11 protein-coding genes are annotated in these 17050 nt (G+C 39.4%); 7 read left to right on the forward strand and 4 right to left on the reverse strand.

Annotated features, from left to right (window positions below; all coding sequences use genetic code 11):
- Positions 1 to 43: 43 nt before the first annotated feature.
- Positions 44 to 520, forward strand: coding sequence for a MarR family winged helix-turn-helix transcriptional regulator (locus GM418_RS04210; protein WP_158863464.1), 477 nt, complete (start codon positions 44 to 46; stop codon positions 518 to 520).
- A 63-nt stretch (positions 521 to 583) separates the two neighbouring features.
- On the opposite strand, the gene htpG is transcribed toward GM418_RS04210, so the two are convergent.
- On the reverse strand, positions 584 to 2638 hold the full coding sequence (gene htpG / locus GM418_RS04215) for a molecular chaperone HtpG (RefSeq protein WP_158863466.1): 2055 nt from the start codon (positions 2636 to 2638) through the stop codon (positions 584 to 586).
- Positions 2639 to 2814: 176 nt separating this feature from the next.
- Here htpG and GM418_RS04220 point away from each other — a divergent pair, with 176 nt between their 5' ends.
- The 4 genes from GM418_RS04220 to GM418_RS04235 all read left to right on the forward strand — a co-directional run bounded on the left by GM418_RS04220 (position 2815) and on the right by GM418_RS04235 (position 5657).
- Positions 2815 to 3009: a hypothetical protein gene (locus GM418_RS04220; protein ID WP_158863468.1), complete on the forward strand. Its 195-nt coding sequence runs from the start codon at positions 2815 to 2817 to the stop codon at positions 3007 to 3009.
- On the forward strand, positions 3006 to 3269 hold the full coding sequence (locus GM418_RS04225; RefSeq protein WP_158863470.1) for a type II toxin-antitoxin system RelE family toxin: 264 nt from the start codon (positions 3006 to 3008) through the stop codon (positions 3267 to 3269). Before GM418_RS04220 ends, GM418_RS04225 begins: the two co-directional genes overlap by 4 nt.
- 95 nt (positions 3270 to 3364) lie before the next feature.
- Positions 3365 to 4837: an aminotransferase class V-fold PLP-dependent enzyme gene (locus GM418_RS04230; RefSeq protein WP_158863472.1), complete on the forward strand. Its 1473-nt coding sequence runs from the start codon at positions 3365 to 3367 to the stop codon at positions 4835 to 4837.
- Positions 4838 to 4895: 58 nt separating this feature from the next.
- Positions 4896 to 5657, forward strand: a complete 762-nt coding sequence (locus tag GM418_RS04235; protein WP_158863474.1) for a patatin-like phospholipase family protein — start codon at positions 4896 to 4898, stop codon at positions 5655 to 5657.
- A gap of 12 nt (positions 5658 to 5669) precedes the next feature.
- Here GM418_RS04235 and pbpC read toward each other — a convergent pair whose 3' ends face one another.
- The 3 genes from pbpC to GM418_RS04250 all read right to left on the reverse strand — a co-directional run bounded on the left by pbpC (position 5670) and on the right by GM418_RS04250 (position 14411).
- On the reverse strand, positions 5670 to 8054 hold the full coding sequence (pbpC, locus tag GM418_RS04240) for a penicillin-binding protein 1C (protein WP_246222817.1): 2385 nt from the start codon (positions 8052 to 8054) through the stop codon (positions 5670 to 5672).
- Positions 8055 to 8226: 172 nt separating this feature from the next.
- Positions 8227 to 8664, reverse strand: coding sequence for an IS200/IS605 family transposase (gene tnpA / locus GM418_RS04245; RefSeq protein WP_158863476.1), 438 nt, complete (start codon positions 8662 to 8664; stop codon positions 8227 to 8229).
- A 206-nt stretch (positions 8665 to 8870) separates the two neighbouring features.
- Positions 8871 to 14411 carry an alpha-2-macroglobulin family protein gene (locus tag GM418_RS04250; protein WP_158863478.1) on the reverse strand — a complete coding sequence of 1847 codons (5541 nt, stop codon included), beginning with the start codon at positions 14409 to 14411 and terminating at the stop codon, positions 8871 to 8873.
- Between the two features lie 140 nt (positions 14412 to 14551).
- On the opposite strand from GM418_RS04250, the gene kefF reads away from it, so the two are divergent.
- Together kefF and GM418_RS04260 are read left to right on the forward strand one after the other, a co-directional pair.
- Positions 14552 to 15148 (forward strand): glutathione-regulated potassium-efflux system oxidoreductase KefF, encoded by a 597-nt coding sequence (kefF, locus tag GM418_RS04255; protein WP_158863480.1) that lies wholly within the window; start codon positions 14552 to 14554, stop codon positions 15146 to 15148.
- Entirely contained in the window at positions 15141 to 17042 is a 1902-nt protein-coding gene (locus GM418_RS04260; protein ID WP_158863482.1) for a monovalent cation:proton antiporter-2 (CPA2) family protein, read from the forward strand. Before kefF ends, GM418_RS04260 begins: the two co-directional genes overlap by 8 nt.
- Positions 17043 to 17050 lie beyond the last annotated feature (8 nt).

The raw sequence follows: 17050 nt of genomic DNA on the forward strand, positions 1-17050 counted from the left end.
GAATTATGAAGATATACCCGATGCATTTTTAAAAATTCAGGTGATGGCATATGAACAATTAAAATTAGAAAACCAACTATGTTTCCCGGTGTATGCAGCATCGCGACTGATTACACGCGAGTATCAACCTTATCTTGACAAACTGGGGATTACCTACCCTCAATACCTGGTTTTGATGGTACTTTGGGAAAATGACGGTTTAACCGTAAACGAAATCTCGCAAAAGCTTATTCTGAATACCAACACCATTACTCCACTTTTAAAACGGATGGAGATGATGGAAATAGTTGTACGGAAACGTTCGGAAACAGATGAACGAAAAGTAATGATTACCCTCACCGAAAAAGGAGTTGCAATGCGTGAAGATGCTGCAGAGATTCCTGAAAAGTTGGTTTCGGCATTACTATCGGTAAATTTAACGTCAAATGATCTAATTGATTTAAAAACAAAACTTCATGTAATTATCGATTATCTTTCCGACAAAGAGAAAAGCAATCGTATTAATAATTCAGGTACATAAAAAAACGCCACCCTCTGCCGGCGGCAGAATGATGGCGCATCAAATAATCACTTTCCCTCGTGTTTATTTAATTAATTCCACACTTCGTTTTACAAATTTATCCAAATCAGCCCCTTTTAACATGCCGTTGGCCAACAAAGCCAAATCAACCATTTGTTTTGCGAGTTTATTCTTTTTACCAAAGTCGGATAATTTATTTCTTTTTGCTTCTTCCAGTTCCGCCAGCTTACTGTTCAATTCATCCAGTTTTTCTTTATCAGCCTGCGGTACTTCCTCCTCTTTTTTACCTTCTTTTGCCTTTTCCAACACTGAAACTTCTTCCTTTTGAGCAGCTATTTCTGTTCCAATCTTTTCCAATTGAGAACCTAACTTTTTATCCTTTGACTCCAACACTTTCTTCACGAGCGGATGAGAAGTATTTACCACCAAATTCATACTTTCAGGCATATCGCCATACATATTCATACCGCCTTGCGCTGCACTCATGTCTTTCATCCGGCGCATAAATTCGCTTCGTGTGATAACCATTGGCGCCCCGGCTTCACCCAAATCCTGAAAATCAACTATAAAAGAATAATCTTTATCCTCCGGACAAACCGCCTGGAAAACCGGAGACAAATCTTGCTTTTGTTCCCAGCTTAATTCTTCTTTTGCTGAATCTTCCTTCTTAATTAAATTTTCAACCACATCCGAATCAACACGCACAAAACGTTTGTCAGATTGTTTTTGCTCGAATTTGTTAATTAAGTGAGGGGCCAAAACATCGTCCAAAACAATAATATCATAACCTTTATCTTTCGCAGCTTCGATAAATGAATACTGTTCTTCGGTATTGGTTGTGTATAAGTAAATCAGATTTTTGTCTTTATCCGTCTGATTGTCTTTAATCAGTTTTTCGTATTCCTCGTAAGTGAAATATTTTCCTTCAGCATTTTTAAACATGAAGAAATTCATCGCACGATCGTAGAATTTCTCTTCGGTCAACATTCCGTATTCGATGAAAATTTTCAGGTCGTCCCATTTTTTCTCAAAGTCTTCTCGATTATCTTTAAAAATTTGATTCAAACGATCGGCCACTTTTTTATTGATGTGACTGCTAATTTTTTTCACATTTGAGTCGCTTTGCAGGTACGAACGGGAAACGTTCAACGGAATATCCGGAGAATCGAGGACTCCGTGCAACAGCGTTAAAAATTCAGGAACAATCCCTTCAACCGAATCGGTTACAAAAACCTGATTGGAATAAAGTTGAATTTTATTTTTCTGAACTTCAAAATTATTTTTGATTTTTGGGAAATACAAAATTCCTGTTAAAGTAAACGGATAATCCACATTCAGGTGGATATTGAACAAAGGCTCATCCCCTATCGGATACAACCTGCGATAAAATTTCTGGTAATCTTCATCTTTTAAATCAGAAGGCATTTTAGTCCATGCCGGTTCTGTTTCGTTTATCTGATTATCCTCATCTCTATCTACCTGCTGTCCGTCTTTCCATTCTTTCTTTTTACCATAAATCACCGGAATAGGAAGAAATTTACAGTATTTATCCAGAATCTCTTCAAGTTTATTTTCTTCTAAAAATTCTTTTGAGTCTTCGTTGATGTGCATTACGATATCAGTTCCCACATCCTCTTTTTCCACATCCTCAATTGTAAACTCAGGATTCCCGTCGCAGCTCCATTTTACAGCCTGCGAACTTTCCTTGTGTGATTTTGTAATAACATCCACCCTTTCGGAAACCATAAAAGAGCTATAAAAACCCAAGCCAAAATGGCCGATGATTGCATTTGCGTCGTCTTTGTACTTTTCAAGAAATTCGTTTGCGCCTGAAAATGCAATCTGGTTGATGTACTTTTCAATCTCCTCGGCAGTCATCCCAATACCATTGTCGGAAACAGTAATTGTTTTTGCATCTTTATCCAGCTTCACTTCCACTCTGGCTGCTGAAACATCTCCCTTGTATTCGCCTTTAGAAGCGAGCGTCCTTAACTTTTGAGTAGCATCAACTGCATTTGAAACAATTTCCCTTAGAAAAATGTCGTGATCGGAATAAAGAAATTTTTTAATGATTGGAAAAAGATTTTCACTGGTTACACCAATTTTTCCTGTCTGCATTTTTATATCGTTTTAATTAAACATTTTCAATAGTTGTCCGCCAAAAATCAAATGCCATGCCAAGCCATTTTTATGACGAATTGACAGAACATACTTTTAAAAACAAGAAAACACGGCAAAGCCAGTTTTTTATTTCAAGCTTTTATTCTAATTTTGAATAAATTAGGAAAGACAAAATGCAACTGGTTTTAAAAATAAATAAAAGACAATTAAAAGTGTTTACAGATTTGGCTGATAAACTCAACATCAAACATTTTATTGTTGACGACGAAAAGGAAGACGCTGCCATTTATAATGCGATGCAAGACGGAGACCAAACTATTGCAGAAGAACCGGACTTAACAGACTTCGAAAACTGGCTTAACGAATGAAAGTCTCCTACTCCAAACAATTCATAAAAGACATCAAAAAATATCCGCAGTTTAAAAACAAAATGAAAGAAATAATTGCTGACTTTCAGAATGCTGAATCACTTTTAAATATTTCGCATATTAAAAAGCTACAATCCACTACAGATAACGATTACAGACTGAGAGTCGGGAATTTTAGAATAGGCTTCTCCAAAAATGAAAATACTATTTTTTTCAAACGCTTTCTTCACCGAAAAGATATTTACAAATACTTCCCCTAAATAGTCGCATTGTTACCCCCCATAAAATTTTATGATATTTACTATTATTTAATTCGAAGAAAGTAGCTTTATTTGTGTGCGTTAAAAAGTTAACTATGGGGAGTTTGCAGAACTATTTTGAAAAATTCAGAAAAAACATTGTTGGAATAGACCAGGAATTTGACTCGCCGTATGGCAAACAAAAGATTATTTACGGCGACTGGATTGCCAGCGGAAGGTTGTACCAGCCGATTGAAGACAAGATTTCAAAAACAATTGGCCCTTTTGTTGGAAACACGCACACCGAAACCAGTGAAACAGGGATGCGAATGACACACGCCTATCACAAATCTCACCAACTAATAAAACAACACGTAAATGCAGGACCTGAAGATATTATCATAACTTCTGGTTTTGGAATGACAGCAGTAATTAACAAATTTCAGCGCATCCTCGGATTAAAATACTGTGGAAAAATTGCCCATAGAAATTGTTTGCAGGAACGTGAGCGCCCGGTAGTTTTTATCACGCATTTGGAACACCACTCCAACCAAACATCATGGTATGAAACCAACGCTGATGTTGTTATTGTTGAACCGGGTGAAGGACTTTTAGTGGAACCGGAGAACCTCAGAAAAGTACTTGAACAATACAAAGACCGACCATTCAAAATTGGTTCTTTTACTGCTTGTTCGAATGTTACCGGTTACAGAACTCCGTATAAACAACTGGCCAGGATTATGCACGAATACGGCGGGGTTTGTTTTATCGACTTTGCCGCTTCGGCTCCTTACGACGAAATTGATATGCACCCCGAGGATCCCATGGAGAAACTTGATGCCGTGATGTTTTCACCTCACAAATTTTTAGGCGGCCCTGGTGCTTCCGGAGTGCTGGTTTTTGATGCAACAATGTATAAAAATGAAGTGCCGGATCAACCTGGTGGCGGAACTGTTGACTGGACCAATCCATGGGGAAAGTACAAATATGTTGACAACATTGAAGCACGCGAAGACGGCGGAACCCCCGGCTTTTTACAATCGATAAAAACCGCACTTTGTTTCGAATTAAAGGATCAGATGGGCATCGACAATATTAAAAAACGCGAAGAAGAATTGCTTGAGATTGCTTTTAAAGGAATGGATGAAATTCAGGGACTCAATATTTTGGCCGATAATGTACGCGATCGCTTAGGTGTAATTTCATTTTATATTGAAGGAATTCATTACAATCAAGTCGTTCGAATATTGAATGACAAATACGGTATTCAAACCCGTGGAGGATGTGCCTGCGCCGGAACATATGGACACTATCTTTTAGAAGTTTCCATTGAGCAATCAGAAGAAATAACTGAAAAAATAAATCTTGGCGATTTATCTGAAAAGCCTGGCTGGGTGCGCTGGTCGCTTCATCCGACAATGACCGACGAGGAAGTTCATTTAATGATTACTGCGTTAAAAGACATTGTTGAGAATATTGAGACCTACAAAAAAGACTACATTTATGAAAACCGGACCAACGTTTTCTGGCATAAAAAAGAAGTAAGCGACCAGGATTTAATGCTACGCTGGTTTTCGCTCGATTCATAAAAAGCATACCCAAAACTCCGCTGTTAATTTGTACTTTTGTTTTCCTAACATGTATTGAATGAAAAAGTACAAAACAGGACTGGTTTTAAGTGGTGGAGGAACACGCGGATTTGCCCACCTCGGTATTATTGCAGCACTTTATGAAAAAGGAATTGTTCCCGATGTAATTTCCGGAACCAGTGCAGGTTCAATTGTTGGCGCTTTCATCGCCAGCGGAAAATCACCCAAAGAAATTCTTTCCATTTTTAAAAAAGGATGGCTTTTTAAATATACAAAACTCCACATTCCAGTTGACGGTCTTTTAAAATTGGACGGTCTGAAAGAGATTATACAAAAAGAAATATCTGCAAAAAATATCGAAGATTTACAGATTCCTTTTTTTATATCTGTTTCGAATTTAAATAAAGGCATCGTTGAGTACAAAAACTCTGGCTTGCTTGGAGAAACCGTGTTGGCATCCTCATCTATTCCAATTTTGTTTTCGCCTGTAAAATTGGGTGATGAGTTCTTTGTTGATGGCGGCGTAGTTGACAACATCCCGGTAAAACCCATACAAAATGATTGCGAAAAATTAATTGTGTGTAATATCAGTCCAATAAATCCGAAAGTAAAAGTAAAAAACCTTATCCAAATCACATCGCGAACTTTTTACATGAATGTGAATGCGCGAACCAATGAAATTGCAAATTCGGCCGATGTTTACATTGAACCGGAAGGAATTAACAAATACGATTTTTTAAACCTGAGTCATGCAGAAGAGTTGTACGAATTGGGCTACAAGTCAACGATAAAAGCCATCGAAAGCCAGCTTGTGGAATAATCTTTTTTTCTTTTATTCTATTGATTTTCTCTCATTAACCACAAAAAACCGGCGGCTCAAACTATTTCCCAATTGGTCAGTAACATTTAAAATATGCCAGCCACTTTCCGGACGTACAGCAAACTGGTGAATACCAGATGTCGTTCCTAAAAATTTTTCATCTAATTGCCAGAAAACTTTAGCATTTCGCTGCCGGTGTACCAACTCAAAAATCAACTGTCCGGGTGTTCCATCCAAATCGGTAGGAATAAACAAATTATTCCACTCGCGCGGATATACAAATTCCATATTTTCAATCCCATCCTCGCAGCCCGGTTTTGAAGGCGGCAAAGTTGCATACATGGGGTTTCGGGGCTTGTAATAATATTCCATTGCCGGCGGCAACACAAACCAATTTTTATGCTGCATTTTCGAAACCGGATAACAATTGGCATTTACACGCTGGGTCCCGTTTTCATTTAAATGAATTCTTTGATGCCACGGGCAAACTTCCACTTTCAATCCTTTGGGGAGCCAGACTGTTTTTGTTGAATCGCAATTCTCACCTGGACGATAACCACTTTCAGCACAAATTTCAACCTGCTCCATTTCATCCACCGGCATTTGAAACCAGCCGGACCGAGGTAGCAAATCAAACACATCAAACATCAACGGAGCGGCAGCAGTAACTCCGGTTAATCCGGGGCGACCTTCGCCATCCGCATTTCCTGCCCAAACGGCCACGACATAATCACGTGTCATTCCAACCGCCCAGGCATCGCGAAAACCAAAACTGGTTCCGGTTTTCCATGCGATATTTCGCGCCGAAGCAAATTCCTGCCAACCTGCCTCCGAATCGGGTCGTTTTACATTTAACAGCGCTTGTAATGACAGGAAAACAGAAGCCGCCCGAATTTCAGGTTGCACTGCTTCTTCATTTTCTATTGAGATATCATCTTTTCTCCATTTTAAATCAGAAAAAGGATGAGCAACATAAAAGCCGTCATTTTCATCGTAATTTTTCAAGATTGAAACCATCGATGTGTACATTCCCGATAAATTCCACAACGAAACTTCTGCCCCACCCAAAATCAGCGAAAGTCCGTAATAATCCGGAGGGTGAACAAGTGTTCTCATTCCTGCTTCTTTCAAAAAAGAATAAAATGGAGGAACTCCGTAATCCTGCAACATTCTCACTGCGGGAATATTTAACGAGCGAGCCAGCGCTTCGGCTGCCGGAACTGCACCATTAAACTGCTGATCAAAATTCATTGGTGTAAAACCGCCAAACCGGGTTGGAATATCCGGAATCAACATTTGTGGTGTTAATAAACCTTCGTCTAACATTTTACTGTAAAGAAACGGTTTCAAAATACTTCCTGTACTTCGCGGCGCCTGAATAACATCAACACTATTTCCGTGCTCTGTCTCTTTTCCATCAAAATAATTTCCAACATAAGCTTTTACTTCTTTTGTGGAAATCTTGGTAACGAGGACCGCAATATTATAAATGTGATTCGCTGCCAACGTTTTCCGATGTCGTGCAACCAATGAATTAACCCTTTCCTGTAAGTTTCCATCAATGGTTGACCGAATCCGCTGCCCATTTTCTTCCAACGCCGCTTTTTCCACTAAATGATAAGCTTTCATCGGAAGGGAATGTACTTTTTCCGGAATTGATTCGGCTACAGAAAGCTGATAAGTTAAAGAATCAATTTCATCTGAATTTAATAATTTTTCCAGAAGTCGGTCGCGTTTTTGTTTAAGCCGTTCATCGAGCCGCCCCGGATAAATCAAAGATGGAGCATTGGGCAAAACCGCCAAAGTTGCCGATTCTGCCCACGATAATTCAGAAACAGGTCGCGCGAAATAGCGCCAGGCAGCAGCATCAAGTCCAACAACATTTCCTCCAAACGGAGCGTGAGATGCATACAAATTTAGAATTTCCTTTTTTGAAAAACGCAGTTCGAGGTTCAGAGCCCAAATCATTTCAATGATTTTGTTTTTAACGGAACGCGGCTTCTCTCCTCTTGCCATCCGACAAACCTGCATGGTAATTGTACTTCCACCGCTGACGATCTTTCCCGACTTAATATTTTGAAAAAGCGCCCGAGCTAATGCAATTGGATTAATACCAGGATGCGCATAAAAATATTGATCCTCGAATTGAAGCAGACATTTTTCATATTTTTCAGGTACAGCATCCAAAGCAGGGAAGCGCCACTGTTCATCGGCCGCTATTCTCGCTCCAAGCAAACTTCCGTCGCTGGCTTCAACAACAGTAGAAAACGGCTGGTTAAAAAGAGGGTGTGGAACAACAAAAAAGACAGCGATGAAAAGGGCAATCGTAATTAGAAAAAGAAGAAACAACTTCTTCTTTCGCGTCCACAATTTGTATTTTTTATAGTCAGTTTTCAATTCTTAGCATTTCGGACTAAAGTCCAGCGAGCTTTGAACTCCCATTTCCCCAGCTTAAAAGCCAGGGCTAGTTTTCTTAACTTGCTTTTCTAATTATACTTCAATAACGCCAGCCTTTAGGCTGGTGAGCAACGCACAATCAAACAACCCGGACTTTAGTCCCTATTTAATTTCACTTATCAACAATTCGTTCAAATCCATACTTTTCAAGAAATTCATTAACTTCTTCATCCCATGTTTTTCTTTTATGATGTTCTTCCTGATTTTTAATATATTGCTGAATTTTCTCAACCTGAGATTCTCCAACAGAAACCGCAAAATATTCATCAGCCCATTCGAATTTACCCTGAACCATTTTGTTCCTGTTAATCCAAAATGAAGATTCTCCTTTTATCAGTTGTAACACTTTAGCTATCGATTGCTCTGCACTTAAAGAAATCAGGCAATGAACATGATCTGTGTACCCATTAATTTCTTTTATGAAAATGTTTTTTGTCTTAGCATTTTCTGTAATATGCTGAAATGCCTCGTTGCGTATTGCATCTGTAAGAAACGGAACTTTCCTTTTTGTTCCCCACACTGCGTGTATCCAGATTCTGACGTATGACATGGTTGTTATTTTTTTGGACTAAAGTCCATGTTCTTTTCTATGTTTCAAAGTCTCCGGCTTAAAAGCCGGAGTTATTCCAATTGCTAATTACTATCAATCTTTTAATAACGCCAACCTTTAGACTTTAATCCTCAATATTATCTTCAACTTGACTAAAGTCCAAATATATTCGAGTTCCGAACACACTGGCTTAAAAGCCAGTGTTATTATTTTCCAGCTACAACTTCCACCCAATTTCCACTTTCCTGCGCCCTGATGCTATTATCATACATCGCTTCACAGTTAACGGGAGGTTGGTAGAAACGCCCTGCGTAGGCAGCATTCAGATAAAACACAAAAGTTTTCTGCTGATTCATTGCTAAATCGAAATAAGTATAAACCCGGTCGTCGCGAATATCCTGGTATTCGTAACTTGAGTTTTTATCTTCAGGAACATCATTCAGTCGTTTATTGATAATTTCCCAGCCTGACGGAAACACAGTGTTCAGTACCATTTCTTCATAATCTCTTTCTTTACCGGGATTTTTCACCGTTACTACCATTTTAAAATCTTCGCCTTGTTTTAATGATTTGGGATCTACCTCCCGGTTTCCAGAATCAATATATTTTACGTTCAACACTAAGTTATTCGACATGGAAGTTGAATCGACTCCCACCGGAATTCCCCGCGCCAGAATTCGAACATAATTTGTATTCGCTCCTTTATTGGTAAAATTCACATTCACTTTCCCATCTGATTTTACCTTCACCGGGATTTTCAAAACAGGAATTTCTGTTCGTAAACTTGATTTTTCGCCATTCACATTCAACTCAAACTGAGTTTCAGAATCACCTTTGTAAAATGCCTTGGCAAAAGTTCCTGCTGAATTCAAGCACCAGGCAGCTGTTTGCGTACTTAACCAATCGCGTTTATTTATTTCATCGGAAATATTTTGCAACATTCGGAATGCTTCCTTTTTATCTTTTAGTAAAACCAGTGTCTCCAAAATCATTGCTTTATCGCGCAATGCAGAACCAAAAGTTCCTCCCATTTCCTGATAGTCGGAAACCTCCGTAGTTAAACTATTTATCAACTCGCGGGCCGCTTCCGGCTGACCCGCCAACACATAAGTAGCTGCTAAACGCCAGGTTACCTCAGCAGTTTTCTCACCTTTTTCGCGCAAGCGGTTCATTGCTCCCAAATCGGGCGAGCCAGCCAGCGCCAAAGTATATAAACGATACGCCTGAATAAAATCGTAGCCCCGGTAGTAAATTCCATTTTTATAACTGCCGGAAGAATTCCAGTTTCGCGCAGCCGTACGTTGAAAATTCAGCCATTTATCTTTCAAACCAATGGGCAACGAATATCCTTCACTTTGAGCTTTCAACATAAAATGTCCGGCATAATTTGTACCCCACTCATTTACCATCGATGAACCGGGCCAGTATCCAAATCCGCCGTTGTCAATCTGATACGAAGGTAATTTTTGCAACGCACTGCGAATATGATCTTCTGTGCTTTGTTTCTCATCAACCGAAAGTTTTGTGAGATTGGCCAAAAACAATTGAGGAAAAGCACCGGAAGTTACCTGCTCAATACAACCATGCGGATACGAAATCAAATACTCCAGGTGTTTGGTCAAATTCAAAGGTGGAAAACCTGAAACTTCAACCCAAGCCTCAGCATCCGCAGGAACTCCGGGAACTTTCAACTCCTCCGACCAACTTTTTTGTCCGTCAACCGCGGCCGATTTTTCAACCGTAACAGCTGAGTTTGGATTTCTTATTTCCAGCTCAACTTCATAAATAGCTCTTTCGCTTCCACTTTTTGCTTCTATTTCAATTTTTGCAACTCCGGTTTTTGATTTCGCTTTCAATTTGAAATAAACCATTTTTTCACCCGGCGATGCAAATTCTACGCTTTTTTGTTCTTCTCCCAAAACTCCTACAAAATCATTTGTTTTTACTGAAATAGTTGCATTTTTCACATTCTCTTTCATTGCAAAAACATCAACCGGAAGACTCACTTCCTCATCGGGAGCCAGCACACGCGGAAGTGTTGCCAGCAACATCAAACCTTTTCGCACCAGAACTTCCTTTTCGTTGTTTCCATAAGCGCCATCTTTTCCGGCAACCACCATCACACGAACTGAACCCACATAATTTGGCATTGTAAATTCATGCTTGTTCGTTTGTCCTTTTTTTAGCGTGAACGGCCCGGCAAACTGCACCACCGGTTTAAAACGATTGACTTCCTTTTTCCCTTTATTCGCCATATCGGCATCACCACCCACGGCAAATGCTTTTTCCAGCCGCGCACCGTAAGCACCTGCAACCAAATCATATAAATCCCAGGTTTTCACACCCAATGCTTCGCGGGCATAAAAAGCGGCATGAGGATCAGGTGTCCTGAAGTTGGTCAAGCCCAGCAAACCTTCATCCACAACAGCGAGTGTGTAAGTCATTTCCTTTTGATTTGCTTCGGAAACTGTTATAGTATATTTCTTTTCCGGTTCAATTTCAGCAGGAGCTTCAATTACTGGTTTTAAAATCGTTTCCGGATTTTCAACCGAAACAGGAATCACCCCGTAAAGTCGCAAGGGAGCATCATTTTCTGTTTGTCCGTAAGATTGAATCAAGCTCACATGAATATAAAAGTTAGGTGCCATTTCCGGCTTTGTTTCAATCATAAATTTTGTTTGTTTATCCTGAGTTTCCACCCAAAACCAATCCATAACTTCCGTGCCGTTTTCGAGGCTTACCAACGCTTTTCCCGTTTTCGACGAAGGTATGGAGACTTCAATCTTTTCGCCAACTTTATATTTCTCTTTATCTGTTTTAAGCGTTAACAAAGTTGCGCCATCTGCCATTCCTTCAGAACGCCAGCTTCCCCATTTCGACATATAAAAAGTAACACCGGAAGCATGCCCACTGGTTTCATCTTTCACCCACAAAAGGTAACGGCCATTGTCTTCCCAGCTTTTATATTTTACATTCAGTTTTATTCTATTTTTTTGCTGTGCTTTTTCAATATTCCACCGGCTCACCGGCTTGTAATAATTTCCTGAAACGTAATGCGCCAGGTTTTCCGAACCAGATTCCCACCACCAACGCCAGTCAATTTTATACAAACGCACCTGCAATTTATCTCCCGAAACTGGTTTCCCATTGGCATCCACCAATACAATTTCCGGCGAATAATCGGTATCAGTTGTAAACCAGTCATCTTCCGAATCAGGCATTTTTACTCCCACAAAAGTTTCAAAGGGCGCCAGGCGAGCTTGTTTCACATTAATACTAAAATCGCCACCTTCTTCAAAAACGCGTGAAGTAAACCAGGCCTTTAACATTCCCGGAGCGTTTTCAAGCGAAGAAAAATCAACAGGAATTGTCGCTTTTCCATTTTCATCCAAACGACCTTCAAAAATGGTTTGTTCTTCCGGCGAAAACTGCGAAGCCGGATCAGTGAAAGAATATTTCTCAAATCCTTCGAATTCTGTTTTATCTTTTACAAAAAGTACATCAACTTTTGCTTTTAATGACCGAGCAGGTGAACCAAACAGCCACATCGATTCCATCGGAATTGATTCCGTATCTAATGTCATTGCCTTTTGCGGAAGTTTCAAATCCACTTTCAAACGATTGGGTTTTACCGTTTCAATTTTTACACGTTTTGAAAACGTCGCATTTCCTACTTTTACTTCAGCCCGCCAATTTCCGGTGGGCGCATCGCTTTCTGTTTTTATTTTGAAAGAATAAAATCCGTTTATGTTTTCAGTTTGAACACGTTTTTCAACCACTTGTCCGTTGGGATTTACCAATTGAAAAACAACAGGATAATTATCCGGCAATTCTGCATTCTCTTTTTCCACAATAAAATTCAGAAAAAGTGTATCGCTCGGTCGCCAAACGCCGCGCTCGCCATAAATAAACCCTTTCAATCCATCGGTAATAACTTCGCCCGAAATATTAAAATTACTTGTAGAAAGCGCGCTTCCATCATCCAAACGAAGGTACCCGAACTGTTTTCCCTTTTGCGCCACCAGTAAAAACGGCTTTTTCTTCATATCCACTTTAGCAAAACCGCTGTTGCCGGTTGTCACTGTTTCAATCAGCTGATTCTGGTAATTGAATAATTTGAGCTCAACTCCCGATTCAGGTTCAGTAGAAAGTAAATTGGTGACAGCAAAATCCATCACATGATTCCGACCTTCTTTGGCAATAATCCCGAGCTCCGATGCAAAAATATTCCGCGAAACAAAATGCGAATAGTTGTAATAAGAAACATCACACGGATTATCCCGCTCGTCCCAATCGTAACCGTCAGGATAATAATAATCGGAGTACCACCCCGGCTGATCCCAAGTCGTTTGATAAGGCTCATCTTCCAAAATCTCAGTCTGCTCCAAATTTGAATCTTCTTTTTGCTCCTCGCCACAACTGTAAAGCGAAAACTCCTTGTGAAAGCGGAATTGCACATTATAAATAGCGCCGGGTTCAATGGTTATAAAATCAGCCAGATTTACTTTGTAGGTATTCCATTTCAGCAAATCCTGCGGAGTTTGACCTTTCAACGGGACCTTCCCCGAATAAACCAAACGACCAACTTTTTTTAATTCGGAGTCGCCCTCCAACCTGTTTTCCTGAAAAAACTGGAGCACATTATTTTTGAAAATCTGAATCACCCGAATTTCGACGGCATTCAAACTCACTGCCTCAAAAGGCATTTCGAGTGTTCCGTTTTGCGGAACAATTACGCCCTTTCCGATTAAACGCACAGCAGGTTTCAAGCTGCTAAATTGCAACCGAAATGTTTGCGGCGATTTTATTTTTGCATAATTTACATTTTCAATTCCTTCAAAAACAGTTAAATCAATTTCACCGGAAAGCATTTTTTCCGGCCAGGCTTTTATAATATTTCCTTCAGTAACAAGCCGCAAACTTGTGCCATCCGACAAAGTAACCAAACCCGTTAAATCCTGCGACTTTTGTAAAGGATCTGAAAAGCGGATTTCTAAATGCTGCTCCGGCTCCTGCAAAACTTTCGCGTCCAAAACATTAAAAACATTTAATGCCGGAACCTTCACTTTTTCCTGTCCCTTTTTATCTACATTCAGCGGTTTCCCATCCCAAGAAATAATAAGTTCCTGCGTATTTGTTTCGTCGCGTAACAAACTATCGATAGTAAAAAAATGCTTTCTACGGTCGGTGGCGTGCGTCCAGTTCAAGCTTATTTCTTTTCCCTTATATGAAGCTGCAATCACTTTTTCGGTTTCTACAGGATTGGCAACATCAGCAGTTAGCAGGTAGCCCGAAAATTTCATTTGTTCAGGAACGTCACTTTCATAGTTTTTAAGTCCTTCAAGCGTAACCGAAAACGATTGTTTAATCGTGGAAAAACTGAAAGGCATCTTCTCCAATCCTTTTTCCGTCTCAACTATTTTCCCCAAATAAAATTCAGCAGAATATTTAGTTCCTGATTTTAACGGTTCTGAAGGACGGAATTCAATAATCCGGTTTCCAACTAAAACGGTTTTCCCTTTTATTTCAGGCGAAAACTGAAAAAGTTGCTGTTCTGGATTTACATCAGAAGTAAACGGTTTTGCCAGATAAACCGAAATTACCGGCTCTGTTGAAATCGTTCCGCTGGTGAATGCCTGCACATATTTTCCAAATGCGGCGTCAGTATCAACTGTTTTATTATCTGAATTGCAAGCAATTAAAAACAAAAACAGCCAAACCAATAAAGGGGATATATTTTTTTTCACGACGTTGATTTTTTGAGATGTATTATTGAGAATCAAATGTACAAAATATAAAGAGGGATCTCACGGAACATTTATCATCAAATTCTAAACGAAAAAAACTATTTTTATGAAACAAAAAACCCGTTTACCCAAAATTAAAAATGAAGAGAATACTCGTAATATTTGCCCATCCTGCCATTCAAAAATCACGAATCAATCAACAGATGATTCGGGCCTTGCGCGGTTTAGAATGGGTTACTGTAAATGACTTGTATGATAATTACCCTGATTTCTATATCGACGTTATAAAGGAACAACAGCTTTTAATGCTTCATGATACAATAGTGTGGCATCATCCGTTTTACTGGTACAGTTGCCCTTCTTTATTAAAAGAGTGGTTTGATTTGGTTTTAGAGCATGACTTTGCTTACGGAAAAAAGGGAACCTCGCTGGAAGGAAAAGATGCTATTTCTGTTTTGACAACCGGTGCACGCAAAGAAGTTTATTCGGAAAAAGGCCGGAATCGTTATACCATCAATCAGTTTTTAATTCCTTTTCAGCAATCGGCTGCTTTATGCAGAATGAATTATCTTCCACCATTTGTTGTACATGGATCCTATACAATCCCTTCGGAGGAAATAAACAATTATGCTGAGCAATATAAAAAACTGATTTTGAGTCTTAGAGACGAAAAGCTCGATAAAAAAAAGATGAATTCTGTTGAATATCTAAATGAATTAATAGAAAACAATGCATAATCAAGATTTCTTTTTTCAGGCGTTAATTTATTTGGGAGCAGCGGTAATTTCGGTCCCCATTGCAAAAAAGATGGGACTGGGCTCTGTGCTTGGCTACCTTTTGGCAGGCGTTATTATCGGCCCGTTTATTTTAGGCCTTGTAGGAAATGAAGCCGACGAGGTGATGCATTTTGCTGAATTTGGTGTTGTATTAATGCTTTTTGTTATTGGTCTTGAGCTCCAGCCATCGCTTTTATGGAAAATGCGAAAATCGATTTTTGGATTAGGCGGGCTTCAGGTATTGATCACTTCGGTGGTTATCGCAGCGGTTGCCGTCCTTTTCGGTTTCCGATTGAATAATGCCATTGCGATTGGATTAATTTTAGCACTTTCTTCCACTGCAATCGTTATTCAAACTTTAACTGAAAAAGGATTATTGCGAAATGTTGCAGGAAAATCAGCATTTTCGGTATTGCTTTTTCAGGATATGGCTGTTATTCCTGTTCTTGCGTTACTTCCTATTCTCGCTACCTGGGGAAGTAGCATTAACCTGGCACAATCAGATCTGGACAAAGTTACCGGAGTCTCCTCAATGCCGGGATGGGCGCAACTCCTGTTAATAACAGGTGTAATTGCTGCAATAATTTTTATCGGTCGTTTTATTGCCCGCCATGTTTTCAGATTAGTTGCAGAAACCGGTCTCCACGAAATATTTACTGCACTGGGACTTCTGCTGGTAATCGGCATTGCACTGGCCATGGATGCAATTGGTCTTTCACCTGCTCTTGGAACTTTCATAGCGGGAGTAGTTTTGGCTGAAAATGAGTACCGTCACGAACTGGAATCAACCATTGAACCTTTTAAAGGGCTTCTGCTGGGTTTATTTTTTATTTCCGTGGGTGCAAGTATCAATTTCAATTTGTTTGTTGAGCAGCCCTTCAAAATTCTGGCTTATGTACTTTTATTGATCCTTTTAAAATTTATCGTTCTCTTCATCCTTGGGCGAATCTTTAAACTCAGAAAAGGTTACGATTTTCTATTTGCATTTTTACTCGCGCAATCCAGTGAATTCAGTTTTGTTCTTATTTCCTTTTCCATTCAAAACCAACTTTTTGAAACACAAACTGCCGGAATTTTGCTATTGGTTGTTACCCTATCAATGACAATCTCTCCCCTTCTTCTGATTTTTAACGACAAAGCTGTTCGGCCTATTCTTTCCCGACGGGAGAATAAACAGGATTTCGATGAATTTGACGAAATAAACCCGGTAATAATAGCAGGCTTTGGGAGGTTTGGTCTGGCTTTAGGTAGATTTCTGCTCGCCAATAAAATCCAGGTAACTATTATTGATAGCAATCCTGCAAATGTGGAAATCCTCAGAAAATATGGTTTTAAACTTTTTTATGGTGATGTTACCCGCCCGCAGGTGCTTGAAAAAGCCGGTATTGAAAAAGCCAAAATGTTGATTTTAAGCATGGCAGAACATGAAGATGCTTTAAAAATAGCTAAGCACGTGCGGAAAAACTATCCCAGATTGCGAATTCTGGCAAGGGCAAAAGACATTTTTCATGTTTTTGAATTTTACAAACTACATGTTAGAATCACTCAGCGCGAAATGTTTAATTCAGCCACCGAGCTTGGTGTTAAAGCTTTGGTCCAGTTAGGATTTACCAGGTATGAAGCATACAGAGCCGGCCGTATTTTCAAACATCATGAAGAACAAGTACTTGAAGAATTATACTCGACCTGGAAAGAGGACGAAAAAGAATTTATCAGGGAAACTCAACGCTTTTCAAAACAACTTTCAGAAACTCTGCTAACAGAAAGAAATTATACAATTCATGAGTCGGATGACGCATGGGATGTTGACTCGGCAAGAAAGGAATCAATCGAAAGTTCATCATCTAAAGAATAAGCCGGAAA

The sequence above is a fragment of the Maribellus comscasis genome (assembly GCF_009762775.1).
GTDB lineage: Bacteria > Bacteroidota > Bacteroidia > Bacteroidales > Prolixibacteraceae > Draconibacterium > Draconibacterium comscasis.

What these genes read in the sequence shown, in the direction of transcription:
- GM418_RS04210 (WP_158863464.1), top strand. Translation starts at nt 44, where the DNA reads ATGGCATATGAACAATTAAAATTAGAAAACCAACTATGTTTCCCGGTG.
- htpG (WP_158863466.1), bottom strand. Translation starts at nt 2,638, where the DNA reads ATGCAGACAGGAAAAATTGGTGTAACCAGTGAAAATCTTTTTCCAATC.
- GM418_RS04220 (WP_158863468.1), top strand. Translation starts at nt 2,815, where the DNA reads ATGCAACTGGTTTTAAAAATAAATAAAAGACAATTAAAAGTGTTTACA.
- GM418_RS04225 (WP_158863470.1), top strand. Translation starts at nt 3,006, where the DNA reads ATGAAAGTCTCCTACTCCAAACAATTCATAAAAGACATCAAAAAATAT.
- GM418_RS04230 (WP_158863472.1), top strand. Translation starts at nt 3,365, where the DNA reads ATGGGGAGTTTGCAGAACTATTTTGAAAAATTCAGAAAAAACATTGTT.
- GM418_RS04235 (WP_158863474.1), top strand. Translation starts at nt 4,896, where the DNA reads ATGAAAAAGTACAAAACAGGACTGGTTTTAAGTGGTGGAGGAACACGC.
- tnpA (WP_158863476.1), bottom strand. Translation starts at nt 8,664, where the DNA reads ATGTCATACGTCAGAATCTGGATACACGCAGTGTGGGGAACAAAAAGG.
- kefF (WP_158863480.1), top strand. Translation starts at nt 14,552, where the DNA reads ATGAAGAGAATACTCGTAATATTTGCCCATCCTGCCATTCAAAAATCA.
- GM418_RS04260 (WP_158863482.1), top strand. Translation starts at nt 15,141, where the DNA reads ATGCATAATCAAGATTTCTTTTTTCAGGCGTTAATTTATTTGGGAGCA.